Raw genomic sequence first — 25,838 nt, forward strand, 5'->3', positions numbered from 1 at the left:
GGTCGGTGGGTGGTGCGTGCTGCGGTGGGTGGGAGCCGATCAGGCGCACTTCCCCTTGAGCCACTTGTGGTAGGCGTCGGTGAAGGTGGTGGCCACGCGCTGCGGCCCCTGGTCGAGGACGCTCTGCCACTTGGCGGTGTTCCCGGTCCAGGCGGGCGGCGGCTCCTCCCATTCGACGCTGTCCGTCCACACCGGCCTGTTACGGAGAACGTTCGAGAGGCCCTGGGCGTTGACGCGGCTCTGAAGCTCGGCCCAGATCGCGGAGTCGTGCGAGTAGATCATGATCTCCTGGGCCCGGTAGTTCTCCTTGATCGGGTCGAGGATCTCCGACCAGGCCCGGGACTTGATCGCCGCGTTCCCGTTGAACAGGGACTGCTTGGCCGCCGCCTTGATCTCGACGAGCGCGATCATGTTCTTGGACCGCATGGTGGTCAGCCACTCCCGGAACGTGTAGACGGTCTCCCCGACGTACACGCCCCGGTTGATGCGCCGCCCCTGGAGCTTGTCGTCGCCGGTGGCCCACCAGATCTGGTTGACGGGCCTCTTCACCCCGGTCAGGCCCCAGGTCGAGTCGTTGTGCCACATGACCGCCTTGGTGCCGTCCCTGGTGAGCTGCAGGTCGGCCTCCACCCCGGCGGCGCCCCAGTTCTTCTGCTGCTGGATGCCGGTCGGGTGGTTGGGCTGACGGACCTGGTCCCGGTTCCACGTGTCGGAGCCCTTCGCCCCGCTGGGATAGCCGCCGTGGCCGAAGATCAGGGGGCAGGAGGGCAGCGCCGCCGCGGCGGCGGGAGCGGTGGGCAGGAGGGTCGCCGTGGTACCGATGACGAGGGCCGCGACCACGCCGCGAACGGGCGGGAAACGCCGCGGGACGGCGCCGGTCGGGGAGGTGCGGGGGTACGGAGATCTCAAGGGAACCTGCTTTCGGTCCAGAAGGCCGACCCCAGCCTCCCATCAGCCCCCAAGATCCACAACTGCTTCCCTTCTTCCGAAGCCTGACCGCGCGGAACCCGCCCAAGCCGGCCGCGGCGCGGAAAGCCCGGCCCGGGGAAGGGACCCGCTAGTCCGCCTGCTCCTGTTCCGGGTCGGAGGCGGGCGCGGAGTTGCAGGTCAGGTTGGTCTCGGGTTTGTAGACGACCTTCCTGGTCTCCCGCTTGACCTCCCGGCCGTCCTGCTTGAAGATCCGGGTCACGTCGATCGAGAACCCCTGCTGGCCGGTCATCGGGATGCAGTCGGGCCCGCTGCCGGTCGCGTTCTCGAAGGGCGTGAAGTCGTAGCGGTCGGAGGAGACCGACTCGACGTCGTATCGCCTGGTGCTCCAGAAGGAGACCGTGACCGAGGTGGTGGTCGTCGAGGTCTTCACCAGCACGCCGTACTTCGAGTCGTTCTTCCAGCGGAAGTCCGGCGCGGGCCAGGAGACCGTGGACTCCCGCCCCGCCGGGTAGCGCGAGATGTAGAACTCGTGCGGCACGTGCTGGACGTCCTCCAGGCCGCCGAAGAACACCGCGTTGTACATGGTGGTGACGAACTGGGAGATGCCACCGCCCACGGAGTCGATCAGCCGGCCGTTCTGGATCATGGGAGCCGGGACGAAGCCCCGGGCCGTGTCGCGCTGGCCGATGACGCCGTTGAGGGAGAAGGTCTCGCCGGGCTTGACGAGGTAGCCGTCCAGGAGCCGGGCGATCGTGCGGATGTTGGTCACCCGGGGCTGGCAGCAGGGGAAGTTCGTGGTGAACTCGCTGATCTTCTCCTTGATCCCGAGCCCCCGGGCCTCCGCCTCGGAGATCCGCGGCTGGACGGTCGTCAGCGTGACGGGGATCGTACGGCTGCCGCCCTCGGCGACCATCCGGGCGACCGACTGGGCGAGCCGGTGGTCGTCGACGCCCTTGCCCCGGCGGCCGGGGACCAGCCGGGGCTTGCCCCCGACGATCTCGAAGGTCGGCTCCCGGGGGGCCAGCGCCGGATCGACGAGCTTCTTCTCGACGGTCGCCACCGCGTTGGCGGCGTCGAACGCCGGGCGCATGCCGCCCGCGCCGTCGGGTTCGAAGGACAGGTGGGCGGCGAGGGTCTCGGCGTCGAGCCGGACCTGCCTGCCGGAGTGGGTGAGGGTGACCGGGCCGGCCACGGCCTTGTCCGCGTCGGCCGCGACCCGCTTGACGATCGCGGCCGTGACCTCGGGCCTGACCGTCGAGACGGGCAGCTCGACCTCCCGGGCGGGGCCGAGGAACGCCTTCTCGATGGCGCGGGCGGCGGCCTCCCGGTCCAGCTTCCGGCCGGATGCCGGGGTGACGGCCACGGGCTTGAGGCCCTCGAAGGTGACGGCCCCCTCCCGCACCTCGACGTCGACCTTCCTGGCCAGGGCCTCGACGGTGGAGTCCAGGAGTTCGGGCTCGACGCTGACCTTGGGCTTCAGGTCGGTGGTGGCGGTCAGCGCCCGCCAGACCTGGGTCGGGCTGGGAAAGCCGCTGGACGCCTGGTCGATGGTCGAGACGACGTCGAACTCCAGCCCGGCCTTGCCGGGGTCGATCGCGTACTTCTTGCCCGCGGCCCGGACGACCACGTCCTTGGCCTCGTCGTCGGCCAGTTCGTCCCTGAGCCGGTCGGCGGCCTCGGTGGCGGTCAGCCCGCCGATGGGGACGCCGTGGACCCGGGTGCCGGGCAGCATCTTCCCGGACATGAAGATCGCGGCGGCGGCGTAGGCGGCGCCGACCAGCACCGCGAGGGCCAGGACCGCGGCGATGATCCGGCGGAGCCGCCGCGGGGGCGGGTTCTCCTCGCCGGAGGGGGACGGCTCGGGCCTCGCCGGGCCGCCTCCGGGAGCCAGGGACGGTTCGTCCCGCAGGGTCCGCTGCTGCAGGGAGCTCTCGGGCTGGGCGGCCACCCGCCAGGGCTGGGCGGCCGGGGTCACGGGCGGCAGGCCGCCCGATCCGCCGGTCTGCCCGGCGGCGCCGGAGGGCTGTGCCGGGGCGGAAGGGCCGAAGATGTCGGGTGAGACGCCCGGAGGCAGGCGCGAGCCGTTCCCGGAAACCGGGGCGATGCCGCGGGCTCCCGGGCGGACGGGCCGGGTGGGAAGGGGCACCGCCGCGAACGGGTCGGTCGGCGGGTCCGTCGGTGATCCGGCGTTCCCCACAGCCCCGGCTCCTCCTGCGTCCCGCGTCCGGCTCTTCCTGCCGCAACCCTAAACCAGAACCATCGGCGAAGCTCCGGAAAGACGTAACAATTGGTCTCTCACGTGCCTCTCGGGCTGTTTCCCACCGGGACGCCGCAACCGGGCTCCGGGGCGCCGGGAAACACTCCCGGCACCCCGGAGGGACGCTACTCGGAGACGCCGAGCTTCTCCAGGATGAGCTCGCGGGCGCGGGCCGCGTCGGCCTTGCCGCGGCTGGCCTTCATGACACCGCCGACCAGCGCGCCGACCGCGGCGATCTTGCCGCTCCGGACCTTGTCGGCCGCGTCGGCGTTGCCCGCCAGCACCTGGTCGATGATCGCCGACAGCTCACCCTCGTCGTTGACGATCTGCAGGCCGCGCGCGGCCACGACCTCGTCCGGGGTGCCCTCGCCGTTCAGCACGCCCTCCAGCACCTGGCGGGCCAGCTTGTCGTTCAGCGCGCCGCCGGCGACCATCGCGCACACCCGGGCGATCTCGTCGGGGGTGATGCGCAGCTCCCGCAGCGGCACCCCGGCCTCGTTGGCGCGGCGGGCCAGCTCGCCCATCCACCACTTGCGGGCGTCCGCGGGCGGGGCGCCGGCCGCGACCGTCGCCTCGACCAGGTCGATGGCGTCGGCGTTGTGCATGGACTGCATGTCGAGGTCGGACACGCCCCACTCCCGCTGCAGCCGCTTGCGCCGCGCGCCGGGCAGCTCCGGCAGGGACGCCTTGAGCTCGGCGACCCAGGCGGGGTCGGGGGCGATCGGCACCAGGTCGGGCTCGGGGAAGTAGCGGTAGTCCTGCGCCTCCTCCTTGGACCGTCCGGGCGTGGTGGAGCCGGTGTCCTCGTGGAAGTGGCGGGTCTCCTGGATGATCCGGCCGCCGCCGGCCAGGACGGCCGCCTGGCGCTCGATCTCGCCGCGGACGGCGCGCTCGACGCTGCGCAGCGAGTTGACGTTCTTGGTCTCGGTACGGGTGCCCCACTCCGAGGCGCCGCGCGGCATGAGGGAGACGTTCACGTCGAACCGCATGGAGCCCTCCTCCATGCGCACGTCCGAGACGCCGAGGCCGCGGACGAGCTCGCGCAGCTCGGTGCCGTAGGCGCGGGCGACCTCGGGGGCGAGCCGGTCGGTGCCCGGGATCGGCTTGGTGACGATCTCCACCAGCGGGATGCCGGCCCGGTTGTAGTCGACGATCGAGTAGTCGGCGCCGTGGATGCGGCCGGTCGCGCCGCCCACGTGGGTGGACTTGCCGGTGTCCTCCTCCAGGTGGACCCGCTCGATCTCGACCCGCACGACCTCGCCGTTCACCTCGACGTCGAGGTAGCCGTCGAAGCACAGCGGCTCGTCGTACTGGCTGATCTGGTAGTTCTTCGGCATGTCCGGATAGAAGTAGTTCTTCCGGGCGAAGCGGCACCACTCGGCGATCGAGCAGTTGAGGGCCAGGCCGATGCGGATCGTCGCCTCGATGGCCGCGGCGTTGGCCGTCGGCAGCGCGCCGGGCAGGGCCAGGCAGACCGGGCAGACGTGCGTGTTCGGCGGGGCGCCGAACGTGGTCGGGCAACCGCAGAACATCTTCGACGCCGTGCCGAGCTCGACGTGCGTCTCCAGGCCGAGCACCGGCTCGAAGCGCTCCAGCGCCTCGTCGTACGGCATCAGCGTTTCCGTGTTCACTGGTCGCTCACCACTCCTCGTTCGTTGCGAGCGTTGTTGCTCACAGGTAACCAAGTCCTTTTAGTGCGTTCCGCGTCTCGGCCACCCAGTCCGCGTAGGCGGGCACCTGGGCCAGCACGCCGAGATCGATGTTCCGTCCGATGTACTGGAAGTAGTCGCGCAGGGGCTTGCCCCGCCGGGGGACGGTCGCGGCCAGGACCTCGCCCGGGTCCGCGATCCTGGCGACGTCACGAGGCCGGGCGGGCAGCCGGCTGAGGTCGCTTCCCTCCAGTTTCGCCCATACCGCGGGGTCGGCGAGCAGCCACGCGTCGGTGTCGCCCAGGCTGACCACCGGAACCAGGTAGTGGGAGTGGTACCGGACGCCGTCGGCCCGCCCGCCGATCTTGCCGCGCTCCCACTCGACGTTGTGCGTGAACAGCAGGTGGCAGTCGGCCGCGAGCTCCTGCATCGCGGCGACCACGCGGTCGCGGCCACAGGTCACGATCTCCGTCGCCTCGACGTCGACCACGTGGGGCGACATCCAGGTCAGCTCCCGGAGCTGCCGGGAGATCACGATGCCGAGGAAGCTCTCGGCGGCCTCCCCCTCCGCGATCAGACCGGGGACCAGCGAGCGGGGCGTCATGCCGCCGCGCCGAGGTACTCGCGGACCTGCCGGGGCGAGACGAACGTGCCCGGCTCGCCGTACGGCTGGACCGACTTGGCCACGGTCACCCGCGACACCCGGTCGTTGTCGGGGTCGACGCGGACGGCGGTGTCGAGGAAGGTCAGCGCGTCCGGGTCGGTGCGGTAGGTCTCGGCCACCACCGCCGGGGAGTGGCTGGTGACGATCACCTGCCGGAACGGCTCGGCGCCCCCGGGCATGGCGACCCGCTGCCGGACGCGCCGGAGCAACTCGCCGACGCGGGCGGGGTGCACGCCGCTCTCGATCTCCTCCACCAGGAGCGTGCAGGGGTGGTCGGGGTCGTGCAGGGCCGCCAGCAGGGCGAGGACCCGCAGGGTGCCGTCCGACAGCAGCGCGGCCGGCGCCGGCCCCTGGCCGTCGAAGACCAGGTCGAAGGAGCACTCTCCCCGCTCGACGTGGGGCACCAGACCGGCCACGCCGGGCACGACCCCGGCGAGGTCGGCCACCAGGTCGGCCATCGCCGCCGTCCCGGCCATCCGGGCGAGCACCGCGGCGAGGTTGGTGCCGTCGCCGGTGAGCGGCCCGGTGCCGGCCGGGACGCTTCTGCGGCGCATGGCCCGCGGCGAGGGCGCGTGCCTGCGCCACGCCCGCACCGTGCGGCGGGGCGTGGCCTCCGGCTCCGGGTCCTCCACCACCAGCTCCAGCAGCTCCTCCGGGATCTGCCGGACCGCGTGGCTGACGACCGGGCCGCTGGCCCGGGGGATCCGCAGCACCATCTCGGCGCCCGCGTCGATCCGGATCGGCAGCAGCGCGCCGGGTTCCGGGGCGACCAGGGCCTCGACCGAGACGACGAAGCCCGGCACCGGGGTGCCGCGCGCCACCCGGTGGAACTGCTCGGCGGGCAGCCCGCGGGCCGCGCCCGTCAGCCCGCCGGACCCGGCGACCTCGTCGGCGACGAACCCCAGGGCGTCGAACAGGTTCGACTTGCCGCTGGCGTTGGGACCGACCAGCACCAGGAAGGGCGGCACGTCGAGGTCGAAGTTCAAGAATGACTTGAACCCGTCGATCTCGATCCGAGTGATCATGCCGCCGCTCCCCCCTGTCGCGCCCGTCGCCGTTTTCCCCGAATGCCCTTACAGCGCCGGGGCCTTGGACAGCAGGGCGCCGCCCCAGCGGGACTCCAGGGCGTTCTCCACCGCGGCGGCGACCCGGTAGCAGCGGTCGTCGCCGAGCACCGGGGCCATGATCTGCAGGCCGACCGGCAGCCCGTCCTCGTCGGCCAGGCCGCACGGCACCGAGATCGCCGCGTTGCCGGCCATGTTGGCCGGGATGGTGCACAGGTCGGCGAGGTACATCGCCATCGGGTCGTCGGCGCGCTCGCCGATCGAGAAGGCCGTGGTCGGCGTGGTGGGTGAGACGAGCACGTCCACCTGGCCGAAGGCCGCCTCGAAGTCGCGGGCGATCAGCGTGCGGACCTTCTGCGCCTGGCCGTAGTAGGCGTCGTAGTAGCCGCTGGACAGCGCGTAGGTGCCGAGGATGATGCGCCGCTTGACCTCGGGGCCGAACCCGGCGGCCCGGGTCAGCGCCATGACCTCCTCGGCGCTGCGCGTGCCGTCGTCACCGACGCGCAGGCCGTACCGCATGGCGTCGAAGCGGGCGAGGTTGGACGAGCACTCCGACGGCGCGATGAGGTAGTACGCCGGCAGGGCGACGGTGAACGACGGGCAGGAGACCTCGACGACCTTGGCGCCGAGCGACTCCAGCAGCTCCACCGTCTCGTGGAAGCGGGCGAGCACGCCCGGCTGGTAGCCCTCGCCGCCGAACTCCTTGACCACGCCGATGCGCAGCCCCGCCACGTCGCCCTGGCGGGCGGCCTCGACGACGCTCGGCACCGGGGCGTCGATGGACGTCGAGTCGAGCGGGTCGTGTCCGGAGAACGCCTCCTGCAGCAGCGCGGCGTCCATGACGTTGCGGGCGAACGGGCCCGGGGTGTCCAGGGAGCTCGCGAAGGCGATCAGGCCGTAGCGGGAGGAGCCGCCGTAGGTCGGCTTCATGCCGACGATGCCGGTGACCGCGGCGGGCTGACGGATCGAGCCGCCGGTGTCGGTGCCGGTGGACAGCGGCGCCTCGTAGGCGGCGACCGCGGCCGACGAGCCGCCGGAGGAGCCGCCCGGGATGCGTGACAGGTCCCACGGGTTGCGGGTGGGACCGTAGGCGGAGTTCTCGGTGGAGGAGCCCATCGCGAACTCGTCGAGGTTGGTCTTGCCGAGGATCACCAGCCCGGCCTCGCGCAGCCGCCGCGTCACCGTCGCGTCGTACGGCGGGCGCCAGCCTTCGAGGATCTTCGAGCCGGCGGTGGTCGGCATGTCGGCGGTGGTGAAGACGTCCTTGTGCGCGATCGGCACGCCCGCGAGCGGGCCGAGGCGCTCCCCGGCGGCCCGGCGGGCGTCGACGGTGCGGGCCTGCTCCAGGGTCGTCTCGGCGTCGACGTGGAGGAAGGCGTTGACCTGCGGCTCCACCGCGGCGATCCGGTCGAGGTGGGCCTGGGCGACCTCGACGGCCGAGACCTCGCCCGAGGCGATCAGCGCGCCGAGTTCGGCGGCGGTCTTGTGAGTGAGGCTCATGCTTCCTCCCCGAGGATGCGCGGAACGCGGAAGCGGTCGTCTTCGACCGCGGGGGCGCCGGCCAGCGCCTGCTCAGGCGTGAGGCCGGGCCGTACCTCGTCGGGGCGGTAGACGTTGGTGAGCGGGAGCGCGTGCGAGGACGGCGGGATGTCGTCGGCCGCCACCTCGGCGACGCGGGCGACCGCACCGATGATCACATCGAGCTGGGCGGCGAAGTGGTCGAGTTCCTCGTCGGCCAGCGCCAGCCGGGACAGCCGGGCGAGGTGAGCGACCTCGTCGCGGGTTATGGCGGACATGAGTCGTTGAACCCGTCTCGTGGAATGGCAATTGGACACTGTCATCTTAGGGCGCGTGACCCAACGTGCCTGACCCCTCGCCCCCCACGACCCCACCCGGAGGCCGGCGCCGCGCCCGGCCCGCGGGCCGGCGCGGGAGGCGGACGGCGGGGCGGTGTCACGCCGTCCGGGCGTCGAGGACCTCTCCGGAGCGCAGCAGGGCCAGGCCGGGCAGGGCGCGACCGCGGTGCTCGTGCAGCCAGGCGGTGGCCTCGGCGGCGGGCATCGGCCCGGCGAACAGCCGGCCCTGGGCGAGGTCGCATCCCATGCCGGTGAGCCGGTCGGCCACCTCGGCCGACTCGACGCCCTCGGCGACCGAGCGCAGGCCCAGGGAGCGGACCAGGTCGACGATGGACCGGACGATCCGCTCGTCGTCGGCGGACTGGCCGATCCGGCGGACGAACGAGGAGTCGATCTTCACCTCGGAGACCGGCAGCCGTTGCAGGCGCACCAGCGAGGAGTAGCCGGTGCCGAAGTCGTCCAGCGCCAGCGGCACGCCCAGTGCGACCAGGGCGCGTACGGCGTCGGCGGTGTAGGACTGGTCGGTCATCAGGACGCGCTCGGTCACCTCCAGCTGGATCGCCTTGGGCGGCAGCCGGTGGTAGGCCAGGCCGGCCTCCAGGCGGTCGGGCAGCGCCGAGTCGAGCAGGTCGCGGGCGGAGACGTTGACGGAGATCTGCTCGTGCAGGCCGGCGTGCCACCAGTGCGCGGCCTGCTCCAGGGCCGCGTCCACGACGTACTGGGTGAGGTGCCGCATGAGGTAGGACTGCTCGGCCATGGGCACGAACTCACGGGGTGAGATCATCCCGCGCTCCGGGTGGCGCCAGCGCAGCAGCGCCTCCACGCCCCGCACCTCGCCGACGGCCAGGTCCAGCTTGGGCTGGTAGTACAGCCGCAGCTCGGAGCGGTCGATGGCCCGGCGCAGGTCGCCCAGGAGGTTGAGCCGGTCGGGGCTGTTGCGGTCCTTCTCGGCGACGTAGGTCTCGACGCCCGTCCGCCCCTCCTTGGCGAGGTACATCGCCACGTCGGAGCGCTGCATCAGCAGCTCGAAGTCGGGGGCGTGGTCGGGGTAGAGCGCGATGCCGACCGAGGCGTCGAGGTCGAAGGTCATCCCCTCCAGCCGGACCGGCTCGGTGAGGGCGACCCGCAGCCGCGCGGCGACCTCGCGGGCGGCGACGGCGTCGCGCACCGAGGGCAGCAGCACGGCGAACTCGTCGCCGCCGAGCCGGGCCACCACGTCGCCCGGCCGCACGCTGTGCGTCAGCCGGTGCGCCACGATCTGCAGCAGCCGGTCGCCCACCGGGTGGCCGAGGGTGTCGTTGACCTCCTTGAACCGGTCGAGGTCGAGCAGGAACAGGCCGACCCGCTCTCCCTGCCGGGCCTCGGCAAGCGCTTCCTCGGTGCGCAGCACGAGCAGCTTGCGGTTGGGCAGCCCGGTCAGCCCGTCGTGCATCGCCTGGTGGTCGCGGCGGAGCGACAGGGTCGCGGTGAAGTAGACGGCGGCCATCGGCGCGACGAACAGCGGGACCAGCGCCGGGGAGTGGTTCATCACCACCACGATCGGCGGCGCCAGCCCGATCAGCCCGGCGTAGACCAGGCTCTGGTGGCCGATCGCGGCCCGGACGACCCGGCGGACCGAGCGGCGCTCGTGCAGCGCCACCGCGCCGGAGACCAGCAGGCCCCGCACCGTGAAGTAGGCGAGTCCGGCCAGCGCGATCGCGAGCAGGACGGAGCCCTCGGGCGTCCGCCCGCCCGCCGTGACGGGCGGGTGGCCGAGCACCTCCAGCACCGCGCCGGCGGCGGCGCAGGCCAGCGTCGTCTGGGCGATGTTGAACATGACCCGGTGCCAGGCCCGGCGGGTGACGGCGGCGTTGACGACGATGCCGACCGCCTGGATCAGCACGGCGACCGGCATGCCGTAGTGCAGGAGCGCGGCGAAGATGAACATCGTCGAGGGGTAGGTGCCGCCCACGGACGTCGACGACGACAGCAGGACCGGCCGCAGTTCCCCGAGCACGACCAGGACCGTGAGCATCCAGAACATCGGGCTGCGGGCGAGGACGAGCATCTCGGCCGGGCCGAGCCACCACTGCGCCCCCGCGAGGATGGCGAACCCGACCGTGATCACGGCGGTGAGGTAGGTCCACAGTGGTGAGCCCACACGTGGCCCGGTGTCGCGAGTGTCGTTCGGGTCAGCCATGAATAACAAAACCCCCATTAGTTCCCTATGGGAGAGTACGGCCTTTGGGCCACTTCGCGAAACCGGTTGGGCACGTTCCGTTACGAGTGGGTTTGAGTGGTTCCCCGTATTACCCGCCGTCTCTCCCCGTCTTCCCCGTCCTCCGGCCCGTCGTCCGTTTTCCCGTCCGCGCCGCCGGCCACCCCCCCCCGTTCCCCGGCCGCCCCGCCGGCCGCTCGCTCGTTCCCCGGCCCGCGCCCCGCCGGTCGTTCGCTCGTTCCCCGGCCCGCGCCCCGCCGGTCGTTCGCTCGTTCCCCGGCCCGCCGTACGGCCCCGCGTCCCCGGCGGAGACCCGTGAGGCGGCCCCGCCCCGGCATGTCCGGGGCGGGGCCGCCCGGTCACGCCTCGGGGGTGACCGTCATGCCGGCCGCGGCCTCGGGCCCGTCCTCCAGGAGGACCTTCAGGCCCTCCTCGTCGAGGATCGGCACGCCCAGCTTGACCGCCTTGTCGAACTTGGACCCGGCGTTCTCCCCCACGATCACGAAGGAGGTCTTCTTGGAGACCGAGGACGCCACCTTGCCGCCCCGGCTCGCCAGGGCCGCGCCGGCCTCGTCGCGGGTGAAGCCGGCCAGCGTGCCGGTCACCACGAAGGTGAGCCCGACGAGGGTCTGCGGGGGCAGGTCGGCGGGCGCCTCGTCCTCCATCCGCACCCCGGCGGCCCTCCACCGGTCGACGATCTCCCGGTGCCAGTCGACCTGGAACCAGTCGTGGATCGCGGCGGCCACCCGCGGGCCGACGCCCTCGACCGCGGCCAGCTCCTCCTCGGAGGCGGCGGCGATCGCGTCGATCGAGCGGAACTCGGCGGCGATGGCCTGGGCGGTGGGCGGGCCGACGTGCCGGATGGAGAGCGCGACCAGGACCCGCGCCACGGTCGTCTCCTCCTTCGTCTTGGCCCGCTCCAGCTCCTGGAGCATCTTCTCGGCGTTCTTGCTCAGCCCGCCGTTCTGGTTGGCGAAGAAGGAGACGATCCTCGGCTCGCCGGTCTCCGGGTCGGTCTTGGGCAGTCCGGTGTCGGGGTCGCGGACCACCGAGCGGATCGGCAGCAGCTGGTCGGCGGTCAGGTCGAACAGGTCGGCCTCGGTGCGGACCAGCGGCTGCTGCGGGGGCAGCGGCTGGGTCAGCGCGGTGGCCGCGACGTAGCCCAGACCCTCGACGTCGAAGGCCCGGCGACCGGCCGCGAAGAAGATCCGCTCGCGGAGCTGGGCGGGGCAGGACCTGGTGTTGGGGCAGCGCAGGTCGGCGTCGCCCTCCTTCTCGTAGGCCAGCTCCGTGCCGCACTCCGGGCAGTGCGTCGGCATCACGAACTCCCGCTCGCTGCCGTCGCGCAGCTCCTCGACCGGCTTGACGATCTCCGGGATCACGTCGCCCGCCTTGCGCAGCACCACCGTGTCGCCGATCCGCACGCCCTTGCGCACGACCTCGGAGGCGTTGTGCAGGGTGGCGCGCTCGACCGTGGAACCGGACACGACGATCGGCTCCATGACGCCGAACGGGGTGACCCGGCCGGTGCGGCCGACGCCCACCTGGATGTCGAGGAGCCTGGTGTTGACCTCCTCCGGCGGGTACTTGTAGGCGATCGCCCAGCGCGGCGCCCGGCTGGTGGAGCCGAGCTCGCGCTGGAGCGTGAGGCCGTCGACCTTCACCACGACGCCGTCGATCTCGTAGGCGGGGTCGTGGCGGTGCTCGCGGTAGTACTCGATGTAGGCGTTGATCTCGTCGAGGTCGCCGACGACCCGGTAGAGGTCGCTCACCGGCAGCCCGAACTCCCGCAGCCGCTCGTAGATCTGCGACTGCGAGGCGGGCATCGGGGCGCCGCCCTCCCAGGGACCGACCCCGTGGACGATCATCCGCAGCGGCCGCCGCGCGGTCTCCCGCGGGTCCTTCATCCGCAGCGAGCCCGCGGCGGAGTTGCGCGGGTTGGCGAACGGCTGCCTGCCGGCCTCGACCAGCTGCTCGTTGAGCCGCTCGAACCCCTCGACGGGCATGTAGACCTCGCCGCGGACCTCCAGCAGGTCGGGGACGCCGTCGCCGGACAGGCGCTGCGGCACGTCGGCGAGGGTCCGCACGTTGGCCGTCACGTCCTCGCCGACCCGGCCGTCGCCGCGGGTGGCCCCGCGCACCAGGCGGCCCTTCTCGTACACCAGCGCGATCGCCAGGCCGTCGATCTTCAGCTCGCACAGGTAGGGGGCCGGGTCGCGCTCGGCCAGCCGCTCGGCCCGCGCCTGCCAGGCGGCGACCTCGTCGGCGTTGAACGCGTTGTCCAGGCTCTCCATCCGCCGCAGGTGGGCCACCGAGGCGAAGTCGCTGGTGATCGGCGCGCCGACCCTCTGGGTCGGGGAGTCGGGCGTGCGCAGGGCGGGGTTCTCCTCCTCCAGCCGCTGCAGCTCGCGCATCCACGCGTCGTACTGGGCGTCGCTCACGGTGGGCGCGTCGAGCACGTAGTAGCGCCAGTTGGCCTCGTCGACCAGCTCGGCCAGCTCGGCGTGCCGTTTCCTCGCCGACGCCGGCGCGACCCCGGCCTCCGTCTCAGCGCCCATCACCCAAGATCTCCCCTCGTCACCGCGAACCGGCCGGTCAGGCGCCGCAGAAGCGGCGACTCCCAAGTGAAACGCTATCGCCGGGCACCGACAATGTGAGGACCGCCTCACCCGCCGAAGGGCGGTCCCGGCGGGGTCACTCGCCGGGGTCCTCCCGCAGCACCAGGGCCGCGCCGCGCACCTTCGCCAGGGCGGCACGGGCGTAGGCGGGCGAGGCCCCGGCCAGCCCGCATGACGGGGTCAGGACGACCTGCGAGGCGAGCGTCGCGGCGGGGAAGCCGAGGCGGCGCCAGAGCTCGACGGCGGGCCGGGCGACCACCCCCACGTCGGGCAGCGTGCCGCCGGCGCCGGGCACCACGCCGAGGAACAGGGCCGTCCCGGCCTCGACCGCCTCGCCGATCGCGTCCTCGTCGCGCCGCCGGAGCAGGGCGGCGTCGAGCGAGATCCCCCGGGCGCCCGCCGTACGGAGGAGCGCGAAGGGCACGTCCGGGGCGCAGCAGTGCACGACCGGGAACGCCCCGGCGGGCAGCACCGCGCCCAGCCGTTCGGCGGCGACCTGGGGGTCCACGGCGGGCAGCCGCCCGAAGCCCGAGGCGGTCGGCACCGTGCCGGCCAGGACGCCCGGCAGCCCCGGCTCGTCGAGCTGCAGGACGATCTCCGTGGCCCCCGGCACCCTGCGCCGCACGTCGGCGAGGTGGGCGGCGAGCCCCTCGGCGAAGGAGGCGGTCAGGTCGCGCACCGCGCCGGGGTCGGCGAGCGTCTTGTCGCCGTGCCGCAGCTCGATCGTCCCGGCCAGCGTCCACGGCCCGGCCGCCTGGATCTTCAGCGGGCCCTCGTACCCCTGCGCCGCCTCCTCCAGCGCGTCGAGATCGCGCCGCAGGTGGTCGCGGGCCCGCTTCACGTCGCGTCCCGGCCGGTCGGTGAAGCGCCACCCGGACGGCTGCACCTCCACCGGCAGCTCGACCAGCAGCGAGGCGGACCTGCCGACCATGTCGGCGCCGACGCCGCGCGCGGGCAGCTCCGGGAGGTACGGCAGGGCGGGCAGTTCGCCGAAGACGATCCTGATCGCCTCCACGTGGTCCTCCCCCGGGTGGGACCCGATCCCGGTGGCGGTCGCCTCGCCCCACGGATACTCGCTCATGCCGCTCCTCGCCGCGTTCCTCCGTGAACCGGACGGCCGCCGTCGCGTCCGGCGGCCCGTCCTCGCACGACAGCAGCTTAGGGCGGTCCGGTGGCGTCCACCGACCGCCCGGCGGTGCTCCCTGGCCGCCCGGCGGCGTCCCCCGCGGGACGGTGGCCCTCCCGGGCCGCACGGCCGTGTCCCCGAGCCGTCCCCGGGCCGTCCTCGGGTGGGATTCGGGCGGGGATTCGGCCGTCGGCATGACGTCCCTTGATCGGGTTGAGTAGTGTTTCGCCCGGTATTCACCCAGCCCGGGGGGACACATGGTGATCGGCCGGACACTAGCCGCCGTGTCGCTGCTGGCGACGACCGCGGTGCCGGGACCGTCCGCCGCGCGAGCGGCCGCGGTGACCGTGGCGCCCCCGGGGCCGCCCGCCGCCGCGCGGGCGGTCCCGCTGCCCGAGGGGCCGCCCGCCGCCGCGCGGGCGGCCGAGCCGAGGCAGTGCGCGCCGAAACCCGGCACGAAGAGCATCGTCGAGCCCTGGGCACAGCGGCGGCTCAGCCTGCGGGACGTGTGGCGGCTGACCAAGGGCGCCGGGATCACCGTCGCGGTCGTCGACAGCGGGCTGGACACCACGCACCCCCAGCTCAAGGGGGCCGCCGTGTACGACGTCACCGGCACCGGGACGCGCGACTGCGACGGTCACGGCACGGCGGTGGCGGGCATCGTCGCCGGGCGGCAGCGCAAGGAGTCCCCTTTCTCCGGGGTCGCGCCCCAGGCCAGGCTGATCTCCGTCAAGCACACGGACGGCAACGAGGGCGACGTGGGGAACCTGGCACGGGCCATCGCGCGGGCCGCCGACCTCGGCGCCGACGTGATCAACGTGTCGGTCCGGGCGAGCGACCAGCCCGACCTGCGCACCGCGGTCACCTACGCCCAGGCCAAGGGGGCGGTGGTCGTGGCCGCGGCGGGCAACTCCGAGCACAACGACTCCACGCCGGCCTACCCGGCCTCCTACCCCGGTGTGCTGTCGGTCGGCGCCGCCGGTCCCGACGGGCGCCGGACCGACTTCTCCAACACCGGTTCCCCGGTCAGCGTCCTGGCTCCCGGCGAGGGGGTCACGAGCACCTGGCCGTGGGTCACCTACCGGGAGGACCTGCGTGGCACCAGCTTCGCGGCGCCGTACGTGGCGGGGGTGGCGGCGCTGGTCCGGGCGTACCACCCGGAGCTGAGCGCCGAGGCGACGGTGCGGCGCATCGCGCTGACCGCCGACGGCGGCACCGGGGCGGGCGTCGGCGCGGGGGTGGTCAACCCGCTGCTGGCCGTCACGGCGGTACTGCCCTCGGAGGCCGTCGCGCTCGCGCCGCCGCCGCCCGTCCCGCTGCCGCCCGACGCGATACGGCGGGCGCCGGCGAAGGACGTCCGGAGCATGTCGATCGCCGGGTGGGTCGCCCTCGGCTCGTTCGCCGCGGCGGGCATGGTCGTCGTGGCCGGCGTCGCGATCCCCGCGGGGCGCCGCCGGAGGTGGCGGGCGGGCGCGCTCGAGAACGGGGCGTGAAAGAGATGTGAATTATGTGAATTTCGTGACGCACGTTTGGTTCGATAGGACTAGACCGCCAATCAGCGGTTTTGATGGCAAGTTGAGCCAGAAGGAGTGAAATGGGCGATTTAAACCCATTGCTGGCTGAAGACCCAGGACGTATAGGTCCATACGTCCTCGTCGGCCGTCTCGGCCGCCTTCAGCCCCCCGTTCATCTGGGTCACCTGCCGGACGAGGACATCCTGCGCGCGATCCGGATCCTGCCCCCGCGGCCCGGGATCGACCCCGGCGCGCGAGCGCAGATCACCGACGGCCTGGAGGCCGTCAGGCGGGTCTCCGGCGCGCACACCGCGAAGCTGATCGAGGTCGGCTGGGACGGCGACACCCCGTACGTCGTACGCGAACACGTCGAGGGACGCTCGCTGCGCGAGGCCGTGACCACCGACGGCCCACTGACCGGCGACGCGCTGGAGCGGCTCGCCGTCGCCACCCTCACCGCGCTGACCGCCGTCCACCTCTCCGGCATCACCCACGGGGGCCTCAGCCCCGACACCGTGATCCTCGGCCCCGACGGGCCGCTCGTCTGCGACATCGGCCTCGGCGTCATCGGCCCCGAGCCCGACTACCGCGCCCCCGAGCACATCCAGGCCGAGCTGACCCCGGGGGCCGGCGTCGTCCCCGGCAGGCCCGCCGACATCTTCTCCTGGGCCGCCACCGTCCTGTACGCGGCCACCGGCCGCTCCCCGTTCGGCGGGCAGCTGGACAGGCTGATGGACGGCCCGGCCAACCTCGTCGGCCTGCCCGCCGACCTGGCCGGCCTCCTCGCCGTCTGCCTGAGCAAGCGCCCCCAGGAGCGGCCGGACACCAAGGCCGCCATGCTCCGCCTGCTCGGCGAGCAGCAGGTGCCGCAGATCACCGGGGACGACTGGCGGCCCGAGGCGCCGCAGGCCGCCGCGCCGGGCCACCCGGAGGCCACCCTCCCGCAGCCGGCGGTCCCCTCCGGCTGGGGCGCGCCGCCGCTCCCCACGGACACGCCGCCGCCGGACCAGCAGGGACCGGTCGTGATGCAGCTGGCCCCCGAGCCCGAGAAGCGGCGCAGGAACGGCAAGCTCTCCGTGGCGCTGGCCGCCTGCGTGGGCGGGGCCGTCCTGCTGTCCGGCGCCGGGCTGTGGGCGGCGGGGCAGTACACCTCGCTCGGCAACACGGAGCAGGCCGCCGCCCTGGGCGGGAACGGCCACTCCGGCCTGTCCCGGGTCGCCCAGGGGAACGGCCAGGGGCAGGGCCAGGGTCAAGGGCAGGGCCAGGGCCAGGGGCAGGGACAGGGGCAGGGACAGGGCGACACCGGTGACACCGGCGGGTACGGCGACCAGGGCGGGATCGGTGACCAGCCGACGGCCAGGGTGACCGTGCCGTGGAACGCCACGACCGACCCCGAGGTCCCCGACGTCTCGCCGATGAGGCTGGCCACGGAGACCCCGGTCCCCCCGCCGATCCCGTCGATCACGGCGTACCCCACCTCGCCGCCCGTGCCGGTGCCGGTGCCGACGAACCCCGCCACGGGCGCGCCGACGCCCCCGGCCCAGCCCACGGCCCAGCCGACGGCGCAGCCCACCAACGGCAATGGGAACGGCAACGGCAACGGCAAGGGCAGGGGGAGGAACCCCAACAAGCCGGAGGTCGACCCGACACCGGCCCCGACGCCGCCGCCGAGCGGGCCCGCGACGCCCCAGCCGACCGACGGCGGCTCCCCGGCACCGACGGCTCCGGCGACCCCCAGCCGAGCGGACCCGCCACCCCGGTGCCGACGGCCCCGACGACGCCCCAGCCGAGCGGAAGCCCGACGTGGGTCCCCATGCCGACGCCCACGGTGACCGCCACGCAGGCGCCCCGGCCGACGCACCCGCCGAGGCCGACGCGGACGGCCGAGCCGAAGCCCACCAGGACCTGGTCGCCGCCGCCGCCGGCGCCGACCCGAACGGTGAAGCCGACGCCGCCGCCGCCGGTGCCGACCCGGACGGTCAAGCCGACGCCGCCGCCCAGGCCGACGGTGGTCCCGACGACCCCGAAGAGCCCGACGGAGATCCCGCCGGCCCCGACGAGCCGGCCGTCGACGAGCGCCCCGGAGAAGCCGACGCAGCCGCCGGCCCGTAACCCGCACTCCCCCGAGCAGGCCTGCGGGCCGGGCTTCTACGTGCAGCGGTCGGTCCCGTTCTCCGGGGGAGCCGTCTACCAGCTCTACAACTCCTCCAGCGGCCTCAACTGCGCGGTCACGATGAAGACCGCCGACGTGGGCGTCGCCACCTCGGTCTGGGCGACCCTGGAGGTCCAGAACGGCGCGAGCAAGACCGAACGGGGAAGCTACGACTTCTACGCCGGGCCGGTGATCCTGTCCGGCAAGGGGAAGTGCGTGCGCGTCAGCGGCGGCTCCTCCACCGGTAGCACGAGCTCGGGCTGGGCCAACTGCGGCTGACACCCGCGGACGCCGTGACCGCCGGCTCCCGGCGGTCACGGCGGAGCCTGCGTCCCGGCGCATGAGGAGGCCCGCCTCCCCTCCACCGCGGTTCGGTGGAGGGGAGGCGGGCCTCGCCGGTTCCGGCGGCGGAAGGCGCCCCTCCGGCCCCCCGCGACCGTGGCCGCCCGGCGTCACGGTGGAGCCGGCGTCAACACTTCTCCGTCAGGTCACGCAGGGTGCGGGCCAGATCCGCGCCGATCTCCTCGAACTCCCGGCGGGCCCGCTCCATGTCCAGGGTGACCGGCGCGCCGCCCGTCGCCGCCCTGAGCAGCTCGTCGTTGCGACGCGCCGCCTCCTCCTGCGCCGCCCGGACCGCCTCGGTCGCCGCCTCGGCCAGCGCCGCGGTGTCCATCCGCGCCGCACGCGGGTCGAAGGCGATCCGCCGGATCCGGCCGGCGCCGTCCACCTCCGCGCGGACCATGCCGTCGGCGGCGCTCCCCTCGCCCGTCACGGCCGCGAGTTCCCGCTGGGCCTCCGCCAGCCCGGCCATCACCCGCTCGCTGTGCCGTACGACCTCGTCGAGGTCCTCCATGCTCTCCACGCGCGGGTTCTCGGGGTCGAATCTCGTCATCTGGCCGGCTCCGGAATCTCTTGCCTGGGGGAAAGCCACTGGAAGCCCGCGCTCGGCGGGAGGCCGGGCACGTTCCCGGGTACGGTCCCACCCGGCGGCGCGGGGAGACCGGGCACGCCCCCGGCCGACGGCGGGGGCTGGGGCGCGTTCCCGGAGGACGGCGGCGGCTTCTGGAAGGACGGCAGGTCGCCGATCCTGATCTCGGCCTGGGTGAAGTCGATCCGCGCCGCGCCGGTGGGTTCGAGGTTGTACATCTGGAAGATCGCCTTGCCGCCGAAGTAGACCGCGAAGCCGCCGGCCACCATCTCGATGAGCTTCCACAGCGCGCCGGTGGAGACGCTGATGATCTGGGTGGCCAGGGCGCCGAGCATCCGGAGGTTGAGCGCGGCCGACCCGGCCCAGGGCGTCAGGAGCATGGCGGCGGCGACCGTGGCGAGCAGCAGGAACGTCGCGGCCAGCCGGGCGATCGCCACCCAGTAGGCGCGGTAGGCGTCGCCGACCTCGTCGACGATGCCCGCGATCGTCTTGACGTAGCCGCGCATGCTCTCCAGGCCCTCCTGGAAGCGCCGTACGGCGTCCTCGTACGCGTCGCGGTCCTCCGCGATCCAGCCCCCGGCGCCCGCGGCGAGCAGGGCGGCCGAGTAGCTCTTGACGGCGGTGTCCAGCCGTGAATGCAGGGACTCCCAGTTGTTGTAGACGTCTGCCATCCCGGGCACGTTCGCCGCCGCGGTCGCCGCGATCCCCACGCCCGCGTACAGGGTGGGCGCCAGCCGCGCCCCCTTTTGCAGGTTGCTGAGGATCTTCGAGGCGTCGGTCAGCACGCCCTTGGCGCTCCTGGCCGCCACGCCGGGGGACGGCCGGTGGGGTGACGGGGCACGGTGCCGCCCGCCCCCGGAGGACCACCGGTGGGCGCCTCCGCCGGCCGCCCGGGACGGCTGCGGCGGCTGGGAGCCTCCGCGTGCCTGGGACGCGTTGTGAGGCGCCTGTGGCGGTGTCCAGGTCGTCTGCGCGGGCTGTGGCGGCGCCCAGGCCGGCTGCGGCGGCGGCCAGGTCGTCGGCGGCGTGGCCGGCGGCAGCGGCGGGACGCCCGTGGCACGCGTCGGCGGTGTGAAGTCGTTCATCTCGCGGGCCCCGTCACCGGTAGACGACGACGCTGCGCGACTCGGCGGTCCGCCAGTTCCGCTCGGCCCTCTCCAGCAGTTCCAGCCACGTGTCCAGCACCTCCAGGGCCTCGTCGAACTTGTGGACGACGTCCCGCTGGATCTCCCGGTAGCGGATCCCGATGATCGGCTCCCCGGCGGCGCCCCACCCGAGGGGCCGCAGGAGATCCGGGCCGGTGTCCTCCAGGTCGGTGCTGCGCACCATGTCCCGCAGTTCCCTGATCTCGGGGATCAGGTCGTCGCCGATCTCGGTGCGGACGCTTCGGATCGCCGCCGACGTGACGTGTATCTCCTGCGCCATGACCCCTCCGTGATCAACACCTTTCCGGGACATCTCTACCATCCGCTCAGCACCCCTCCCGGGGTCACGGTGGCCTGTTCAGGAGGCTTTCGACGCTCCGAAACCCCGTGGCCAAGGGCCGTTCACCGACCCTGCCGGTGATGCCGTCCCCTTGATCGCGCTTCTATGCTGTCGGCTACCGCTCACACCGCGACGCGGAGGTGGAATGCAGACCCGTCGGGATCTCTACCAGGCGTACCGGCTGATGACCCAGCGCCTGAGCATGGCGCTGCTCCAGGGCGAGCCGGACCTGCCGGAGTCGCCCACGCGCCGGCACAACGTGGCCATGTTCGGCTCCGCGCTGGTCGCGGTGGTCGTGGCGGCGATCTTCGGCATCCTGGGGCTGCTCCGCCCCGGCAGCGCGACCGCGCTCACCGCTCCCGGGACGGTGCTCATAGAGGAGGAGTCGGGCGCGGTCTTCGTCTACAGCGCCCCCAAGGAGCGGCTGATCCCGGTCGACAACGTGACCTCCGCGCGGCTGCTGCTCGGCGAACAGCAGGTGAAGGTCCGCGCGGTCAGCGCGGCCTCGCTCGCGCGGTTCCGGCGCGACGCGATGGTGGGCATCGCCGGCGCCCCGAAGTCGCTGCCCGCCCCCGACCGCCTGGTCCGCACCCCCTGGACGGCGTGCGTGGTCGACGGCGTGGACACCGGCAACGAGCGCAGGCCGTACACCACGCTGCTCGGCGGCATCGACGTCGGCGGCGCCCCGATCGAACAGGGCTCGGCCGTGGTCGTGGAGGAGGGGGGCCAGACCTGGATGCTCTGGTCGAACCGGCGGATGCGGGTCCCGGCCGAGGCGGTGCGGACGATGACCGCCGAGCGGCCCCGGCAGGTCCCGGCGGCCTGGCTCAACGCGCTGCCCGAGGGGCCCGCCTTCCGCGGCCCGGACATCCCCGGCCTCGGCCGCGCCGTGACCGGGCCCGACGGTGACCGCTACCGGGCCGGCACGGTGTTCACGGTGTCGCCGGTGGCCGGCATGCCCGCCCGCTGGTACGTCCTGCTCCCCGACGGCCTGGCGTCCCTCACCCCGGCGCAGGCCGCCCTGCTGCTGCAGAGCCCGGTCATCAAGCAGAAGGCGTACCGCGGCGCGTCCGCCCAGCCGGTCGAGCTGGACGCCGCGACGGTGAACGCGACGAAGGCGTCCGCCACCGATCTCGGCGCCCCCGACCTGCCGTCGACCATGCCGAAGGTCATCACGGTGTCCGGCGCGACCCCGCTCTGCGCCGTCTACTCCGCCACCGAACGGGGATCGGCCCGGGCGGTGCTGACGGTGGGCGCCGCCAAGCCCATCCCGCAGCCGCCGAAGGGCTGGTTCAACCAGGAGATGGCCGACCAGGTGCTGCTCACCCCGGGCTCGGCCGCCCTGGTGGGCGTCCTGCCCGGGGAGGGGCGGCTCGACGCCGTCGGGCCGCTCTACCTCATCGGCGACCAGGGGCGCCGGCACGCGATCCCGTCCGCCGAACTGCTGCCCGCCCTCGGCTACGGCGAGCAGAACGTCGCGCCGCTGCCGGCCCACCTGCTGCACCTCATCCCCGAGGGACCGGCGCTCGACCCGGAGGCGGCCAGGAACCCGATCCAGACCGCCCCGGCGGCGGTGACCCCGCCGCAGCAGTGAGCGTGGCGCCCGTCCGGGCTGTCCGGACGGGCGCCCCGGGGCTCCCCTACCTCGGCTTCGGGCTGATGCCCGTCCCCTTCTGGTACCGCAGGCCCGCCTGGGTGAAGTCCGGCGCCTGGCCGGGGAGGGTCTTCATGCCGAAGAACAGCGCCTGGTGGCCGATCTGCAGGGTGTTGACCGCGGCGAAGATGGTGGCGGCGGCGGCCACGAGCACCGTCTTCCGCTTGACGACGGCGTTGACCACGGCGTTGATCTTGCTGACGACCTGGAGGATCGCGACCTGCACGGGAACCCCCACGAGCGGCGGGAGGAGCCTGGCGGCCTGGAAGGCCGCCCCGAGCGCCAGCATCGTCGCGGCGACGTAGCTGGCGAACACGGCCGCGGCGTGGTAGGCGTCCCCGGTCTGGCCGGCGCACTCGCCCGCGGCCTGGCGGTACCTCTTGTTGTCGCTCAGCGCCGCGAGGAAGGAGTCCGCGGCGGTGTTGAAGGTCTCCGCCGCCTCGCCCTCCCAGTGCTTGTTCTCCTTGACCTGCTTCTTCAGGTTCTTGATGTCGGCCGTGATCCGGTCGAGGTTCTCCGGGGAGTTCTCCTTGCCCTGGTCGCACCACCCCTCGGCCGCCTTCTTCATGCTGGCGGGATTGGAGACCAGCAGGCCGAGCGCGACGGGGATCGCCAATGCCTGCTTGCTCCTGAGCAGCCCGGCGGCGACGACCGTCGCCGCCACGGACGCCGTGAACAACCGGACGTCGTTCTCATACGCCACGAGGCGCTCCTTCCGCCCTGCCGTCTCTCACCGTCACACCTCGTGGCTGATGACCGAGGGGGCGATTTCCACGTCGTCCTCCCAGTCCTGCTCGCTTCCGCGCAGCAACGCCGAGGGCTCCCTCTCCTCGTCCTTGCCGCCGGGGGCTCCGCCGCCGCCCATGGGAGGGACCATCGGCATGCCGCCCATACCCGGCGCGCCGGTCGCGCCGGACGCGCCGGGGCGTATCGCCGGCGAAGGGGAGCTCCCGCCGAAGCCGCCGCCGCTCTGGCCACCGCGGTTCTGGCTTCCCTGGTTGTTCTGGTTGCCCTGGTTGCCCTGGTTCTCCTGGGGGTTGCCGGGGGGCTGGACCTGCCCCGCCGGGTCGCCCGGCCAGTTCGGCGGCGCCGCGTTCTGGAGCTGCTGGGCCTGGCGGGCCTGCTGGGCGAGCAGGTCGTCGGGGTCGTAGCCCGCCAGGCGCGTGGTGTTCGGGTTGTAGCGGGAGGGGTCGGGGAGCGCGCCGTTGAGGTCCGGCGCGTTCGGGACGGGCACGTTCGGCACGGCCGTGTTCGGGTCGGGCACGTTCGGGACGGCCGTGTTCGGGTCGGGGATGTTCGGGCGGGGGACGTCGGTGCCGGGCACGTTCGGCCGGGGGACGTCGACCCCCGAGAGGCCGTTCCTGGACGGGTCCGTTCCGGGCGGCCCTCCGTTCAGGCCGGAGCCGAGGTTCGGCAGACCGCCGTTCGGGTTCGGCGCGGACGGCAGGCTGCCGCCCGGTCCCAGGCCCGCCGGCCCGAGGCCGGCGGGACCGCCCCCCGCGGACGGGCCGTTCAGCAGGGAGTCGATGTCGGGTCCGCCGGAGGGCGACCCCGGGCCGGAGACGGGGATCTTCTTGTCGTCCCCGCCGGAGCCCTTGGCCTTGTCGTCCCCGCCGGAGCCCTTGGCCTTGTCGTGGTCGTCGGAGTCCTTGACCTTGCTGTGGTCGTCGGAGTCCTTGTAGAACTTGTCCGCGTCGGCCAGGGAGTACTGCCACGACTCCAGCGTCGCCGCCGCGGCATCGAGCGCCGCCGCGCCCTCGTTGCACGCCTGCGAGTGGGCGCTGTTGATGCCCATGCCCAGCACGCCGCAGTCGGGCCAGTCGAAGGCGAAGCCCTTGGTCCTGGTGGAGAGGTCCCTGAGGTGCGGGACGTGCTGTCCCATGGAGCCGCCCAGCCCCTTCACCTTGCCCTCGGTGAAGCCCACCTCCTGGGAGGCGCCGCCGTGCGCGGGATTCCCTCCGTTATCGGACATGACCACCACACTCTTCCGTACGGCTTTCCGGATGGTCTCCCCGAAACCTCCGGGTAAGCGATCACCCTACCCGTATCGGATCTTCGGTGCCCTCCGTACGGCGCGCCGCCCGCGGGGTCGCCGGGCGGACGCCGGAGGTGTCCGCGGCCACCGCCGGAGCGGCGGTCCCCGGCGGGCGGCGGTCCCTCAGCAGAGCAGCGAGGGCCCCCCGCCTTCGGCGGAGCCCCAGACGTCGTCGACCTCGGAGACGGGGATGCCCGGGCTCCGCTCCTCCTGCTGACCTTCCGCGGCCCCGCCTCCCATGAGGGGCGGGATCATTCCGGGGCCGCCCGTCGTGCCCCGCGACAGCACGGCGGAGGTCACGCCGTTCGCGTTCGCCGAGCCCCAGCCGGAGCCGTTCCCGAAGCCGTACCCGCTCCCCGGGCCGTTCCCGGTGCCGGGGCCGCCGAGGATCGGCGGGACGTTGGTCGTGACGTTGGGGAAGGCGGTCACGTTCGGGTTCGGGGTCACGGTGGTGTTGCCGATCACCGGGTTGGGGTGCCCGAGCGAGTTGTACGGCGAGACGGTGGTCGTGGGCGTCTGCGGGTTGAAGTTCGACATCTCGGTGGCGCGGGGGTCGTACCGGGAGCCCTCGTCCCCGCCGATCACGGGCGGCACGGTGCCGTCGCCGTTCCGGCCGGTGCCGTTCGATCCGGGACCGTTCGATCCGGGACCGTTCGCACCGGGGTCGTTCGCCCCGGGCAGGCCCGTCCCCGTGTCGCCGGGCGCGTGGGAGCCCGGCCCGTTCGTGCCGGTGTCACCGGAGCCGCCGCCGGGGCCGGAGTCCGAGCCGCCCGAGCCCGGACCACCGGAACCCGAACCGGAGCCGCCGCCGGAGCCGTTCGCCCCGCCGCCGCCCGACCCCGAGCCGTGCGAGCCCGAACCACCGGAACCCGAACCGGAGCCGTGGGAGCCGGAACCCGAACCGGAGCCGCCGCCGGACCCGTCCGGCCACGGGGAGCCGCCCGGGTTGTACGCGCCTCCCGAACCGTTTCCGGAGAAGATCGAGCCGTTGGGCGAGCCGTCCGGGTAGCGGGTGTCCCGGTAGTCGCCGGGCCCGCCCGGCAGCGCCACGACCGGAAGCTCGTACGACACGTGCGGGGGGACGTACGAGGTGTAGAGCTCGACGATCTTCTCGTTGAGCTCCTTCAGCACCTCGCGCGCCGCCTGGTCGGCGGCCTCCTTCGTCTGGAGCAGGCCGGGCCGGAGCGGCGGCTGGTAGAGGGGCGTGCCCTGGGGGGTCAGGGCGGTCGTGCCGGTCGGCGGGTTGAAGAGGTTCGGCGTGGGAGACGGCGAGGGCGAGCCGGGCGGGGTCGCCGGCGGGTCGGGGATCTTCTCGATCTTCGCGATGGCCTGGGGGAGGTACTCGCCGCCGTAGAGCCGCAGGGTGGTGGACATCTGGTTCATCTTCGAGACCAGCTCGGAGCCGGTGGCGTGCAGCATCTGCAGCGCCTTCTGCACCTCCTTCGCCGTGTCGCCGCCCCACACCCGCGACAGCGCGGCCGCGTTGCGCTGCAGCGCGCCGAGGACGAGGTCGATGGTCCCGGCGGCGTTGCCGTAGGCGAACCCCGCGTCGTTGACGGCGGCCGGAGAGGTGTCGCGCAGCAGCTTCTCGATCTCGCTCTTGCCGACGGCGGGCGCGCCCGCCTCCGGAACCGCGCTATAGGACCGGATCGGCAGAACCTTGGCTTCGCTTCCCACAGCACTCTCCCCTGTCCGCGTCTGCCCTGCGC

21 protein-coding genes are annotated in these 25,838 nt (G+C 73.5%); 5 read left to right on the forward strand and 16 right to left on the reverse strand.

The genetic code is table 11. The features are described 5' to 3' along the window. Nucleotides 1-39: 39 nt before the first annotated feature. From ACQP10_RS31545 to ACQP10_RS31590, 10 genes are all read right to left on the reverse strand, one after another. Complete coding sequence (locus tag ACQP10_RS31545) at nt 40-909, reverse strand: glycerophosphodiester phosphodiesterase family protein (protein ID WP_390001357.1); 870 nt, start codon at nt 907-909, stop codon at nt 40-42. A gap of 148 nt (nt 910-1,057) precedes the next feature. After that, entirely contained in the window at nt 1,058-3,127 is a 2,070-nt protein-coding gene (locus ACQP10_RS31550; RefSeq protein ID WP_390001355.1) for a VanW family protein, read from the reverse strand. A 185-nt stretch (nt 3,128-3,312) separates the two neighbouring features. Continuing rightward, nucleotides 3,313-4,800, reverse strand: a complete 1,488-nt coding sequence (gatB, locus tag ACQP10_RS31555) for an Asp-tRNA(Asn)/Glu-tRNA(Gln) amidotransferase subunit GatB (RefSeq protein ID WP_390001462.1) — start codon at nt 4,798-4,800, stop codon at nt 3,313-3,315. Nucleotides 4,801-4,858: 58 nt separating this feature from the next. Beyond that, nucleotides 4,859-5,440: a hypothetical protein gene (locus tag ACQP10_RS31560; protein ID WP_386148483.1), complete on the reverse strand. Its 582-nt coding sequence runs from the start codon at nt 5,438-5,440 to the stop codon at nt 4,859-4,861. Continuing rightward, nucleotides 5,437-6,525, reverse strand: coding sequence for an AAA family ATPase (locus ACQP10_RS31565; protein ID WP_346019211.1), 1,089 nt, complete (start codon nt 6,523-6,525; stop codon nt 5,437-5,439). Before ACQP10_RS31565 ends, ACQP10_RS31560 begins: the two co-directional genes overlap by 4 nt. A 48-nt stretch (nt 6,526-6,573) precedes the next feature. Then, nucleotides 6,574-8,064 (reverse strand): Asp-tRNA(Asn)/Glu-tRNA(Gln) amidotransferase subunit GatA, encoded by a 1,491-nt coding sequence (gatA, locus tag ACQP10_RS31570; RefSeq protein WP_399500233.1) that lies wholly within the window; start codon nt 8,062-8,064, stop codon nt 6,574-6,576. Continuing rightward, on the reverse strand, nt 8,061-8,360 hold the full coding sequence (gene gatC, locus ACQP10_RS31575; protein ID WP_179824916.1) for an Asp-tRNA(Asn)/Glu-tRNA(Gln) amidotransferase subunit GatC: 300 nt from the start codon (nt 8,358-8,360) through the stop codon (nt 8,061-8,063). The genes gatA and gatC overlap by 4 nt, the downstream gene beginning before the upstream one ends. A gap of 157 nt (nt 8,361-8,517) precedes the next feature. Next, nucleotides 8,518-10,599: a putative bifunctional diguanylate cyclase/phosphodiesterase gene (locus ACQP10_RS31580; RefSeq protein WP_433540229.1), complete on the reverse strand. Its 2,082-nt coding sequence runs from the start codon at nt 10,597-10,599 to the stop codon at nt 8,518-8,520. Between the two features lie 377 nt (nt 10,600-10,976). Next, complete coding sequence (ligA, locus tag ACQP10_RS31585) at nt 10,977-13,175, reverse strand: NAD-dependent DNA ligase LigA (RefSeq protein ID WP_390001352.1); 2,199 nt, start codon at nt 13,173-13,175, stop codon at nt 10,977-10,979. Between the two features lie 136 nt (nt 13,176-13,311). Next, nucleotides 13,312-14,316 carry a methionine synthase gene (locus ACQP10_RS31590; RefSeq protein WP_346019207.1) on the reverse strand — a complete coding sequence of 335 codons (1,005 nt, stop codon included), beginning with the start codon at nt 14,314-14,316 and terminating at the stop codon, nt 13,312-13,314. A gap of 329 nt (nt 14,317-14,645) precedes the next feature. Here ACQP10_RS31590 and mycP point away from each other — a divergent pair, with 329 nt between their 5' ends. The 4 genes from mycP (at nt 14,646) to ACQP10_RS31610 (ending at nt 18,306) form a co-directional block, all read left to right on the forward strand. After that, nucleotides 14,646-15,854 (forward strand): type VII secretion-associated serine protease mycosin, encoded by a 1,209-nt coding sequence (gene mycP / locus ACQP10_RS31595; protein ID WP_399500235.1) that lies wholly within the window; start codon nt 14,646-14,648, stop codon nt 15,852-15,854. 101 nt (nt 15,855-15,955) lie between these two features. Next, a complete protein-coding gene (locus tag ACQP10_RS31600) occupies nt 15,956-17,707 on the forward strand; it encodes a protein kinase domain-containing protein (RefSeq protein WP_433540230.1) in 1,752 nt (583 codons plus the stop codon). Continuing rightward, entirely contained in the window at nt 17,679-17,987 is a 309-nt protein-coding gene (locus ACQP10_RS31605) for a hypothetical protein (RefSeq protein WP_433540231.1), read from the forward strand. Before ACQP10_RS31600 ends, ACQP10_RS31605 begins: the two co-directional genes overlap by 29 nt. Nucleotides 17,988-18,027: 40 nt before the next feature. After that, nucleotides 18,028-18,306 (forward strand): hypothetical protein, encoded by a 279-nt coding sequence (locus ACQP10_RS31610; protein ID WP_433540232.1) that lies wholly within the window; start codon nt 18,028-18,030, stop codon nt 18,304-18,306. 190 nt (nt 18,307-18,496) lie between these two features. Here the strand turns inward: ACQP10_RS31610 and ACQP10_RS31615 are convergent, their stop codons facing one another. The 3 genes from ACQP10_RS31615 to ACQP10_RS31625 all read right to left on the reverse strand — a co-directional run bounded on the left by ACQP10_RS31615 (nt 18,497) and on the right by ACQP10_RS31625 (nt 20,380). After that, nucleotides 18,497-18,919 (reverse strand): YbaB/EbfC family nucleoid-associated protein, encoded by a 423-nt coding sequence (locus ACQP10_RS31615; protein ID WP_346019204.1) that lies wholly within the window; start codon nt 18,917-18,919, stop codon nt 18,497-18,499. Continuing rightward, nucleotides 18,916-19,764: a proline-rich domain-containing protein gene (locus ACQP10_RS31620; RefSeq protein WP_433540233.1), complete on the reverse strand. Its 849-nt coding sequence runs from the start codon at nt 19,762-19,764 to the stop codon at nt 18,916-18,918. Before ACQP10_RS31620 ends, ACQP10_RS31615 begins: the two co-directional genes overlap by 4 nt. Nucleotides 19,765-20,053: 289 nt before the next feature. Then, nucleotides 20,054-20,380, reverse strand: a complete 327-nt coding sequence (locus ACQP10_RS31625) for a hypothetical protein (RefSeq protein ID WP_346019202.1) — start codon at nt 20,378-20,380, stop codon at nt 20,054-20,056. A gap of 205 nt (nt 20,381-20,585) precedes the next feature. Here ACQP10_RS31625 and eccB point away from each other — a divergent pair, with 205 nt between their 5' ends. Next, on the forward strand, nt 20,586-22,034 hold the full coding sequence (gene eccB, locus ACQP10_RS31630; RefSeq protein WP_433540234.1) for a type VII secretion protein EccB: 1,449 nt from the start codon (nt 20,586-20,588) through the stop codon (nt 22,032-22,034). Between the two features lie 46 nt (nt 22,035-22,080). On the opposite strand, the gene ACQP10_RS31635 is transcribed toward eccB, so the two are convergent. The 3 genes from ACQP10_RS31635 to ACQP10_RS31645 all read right to left on the reverse strand — a co-directional run bounded on the left by ACQP10_RS31635 (nt 22,081) and on the right by ACQP10_RS31645 (nt 25,806). Beyond that, nucleotides 22,081-22,797, reverse strand: a complete 717-nt coding sequence (locus ACQP10_RS31635; protein ID WP_346019200.1) for a hypothetical protein — start codon at nt 22,795-22,797, stop codon at nt 22,081-22,083. 33 nt (nt 22,798-22,830) lie between these two features. Continuing rightward, nucleotides 22,831-24,066 carry a hypothetical protein gene (locus tag ACQP10_RS31640; protein WP_433540235.1) on the reverse strand — a complete coding sequence of 412 codons (1,236 nt, stop codon included), beginning with the start codon at nt 24,064-24,066 and terminating at the stop codon, nt 22,831-22,833. Between the two features lie 186 nt (nt 24,067-24,252). Then, a complete protein-coding gene (locus ACQP10_RS31645; RefSeq protein WP_433540236.1) occupies nt 24,253-25,806 on the reverse strand; it encodes a WXG100 family type VII secretion target in 1,554 nt (517 codons plus the stop codon). Nucleotides 25,807-25,838 lie beyond the last annotated feature (32 nt).

The organism is Streptosporangium sandarakinum, from assembly GCF_050942225.1.
Taxonomy (GTDB): domain Bacteria; phylum Actinomycetota; class Actinomycetes; order Streptosporangiales; family Streptosporangiaceae; genus Streptosporangium; species Streptosporangium nondiastaticum.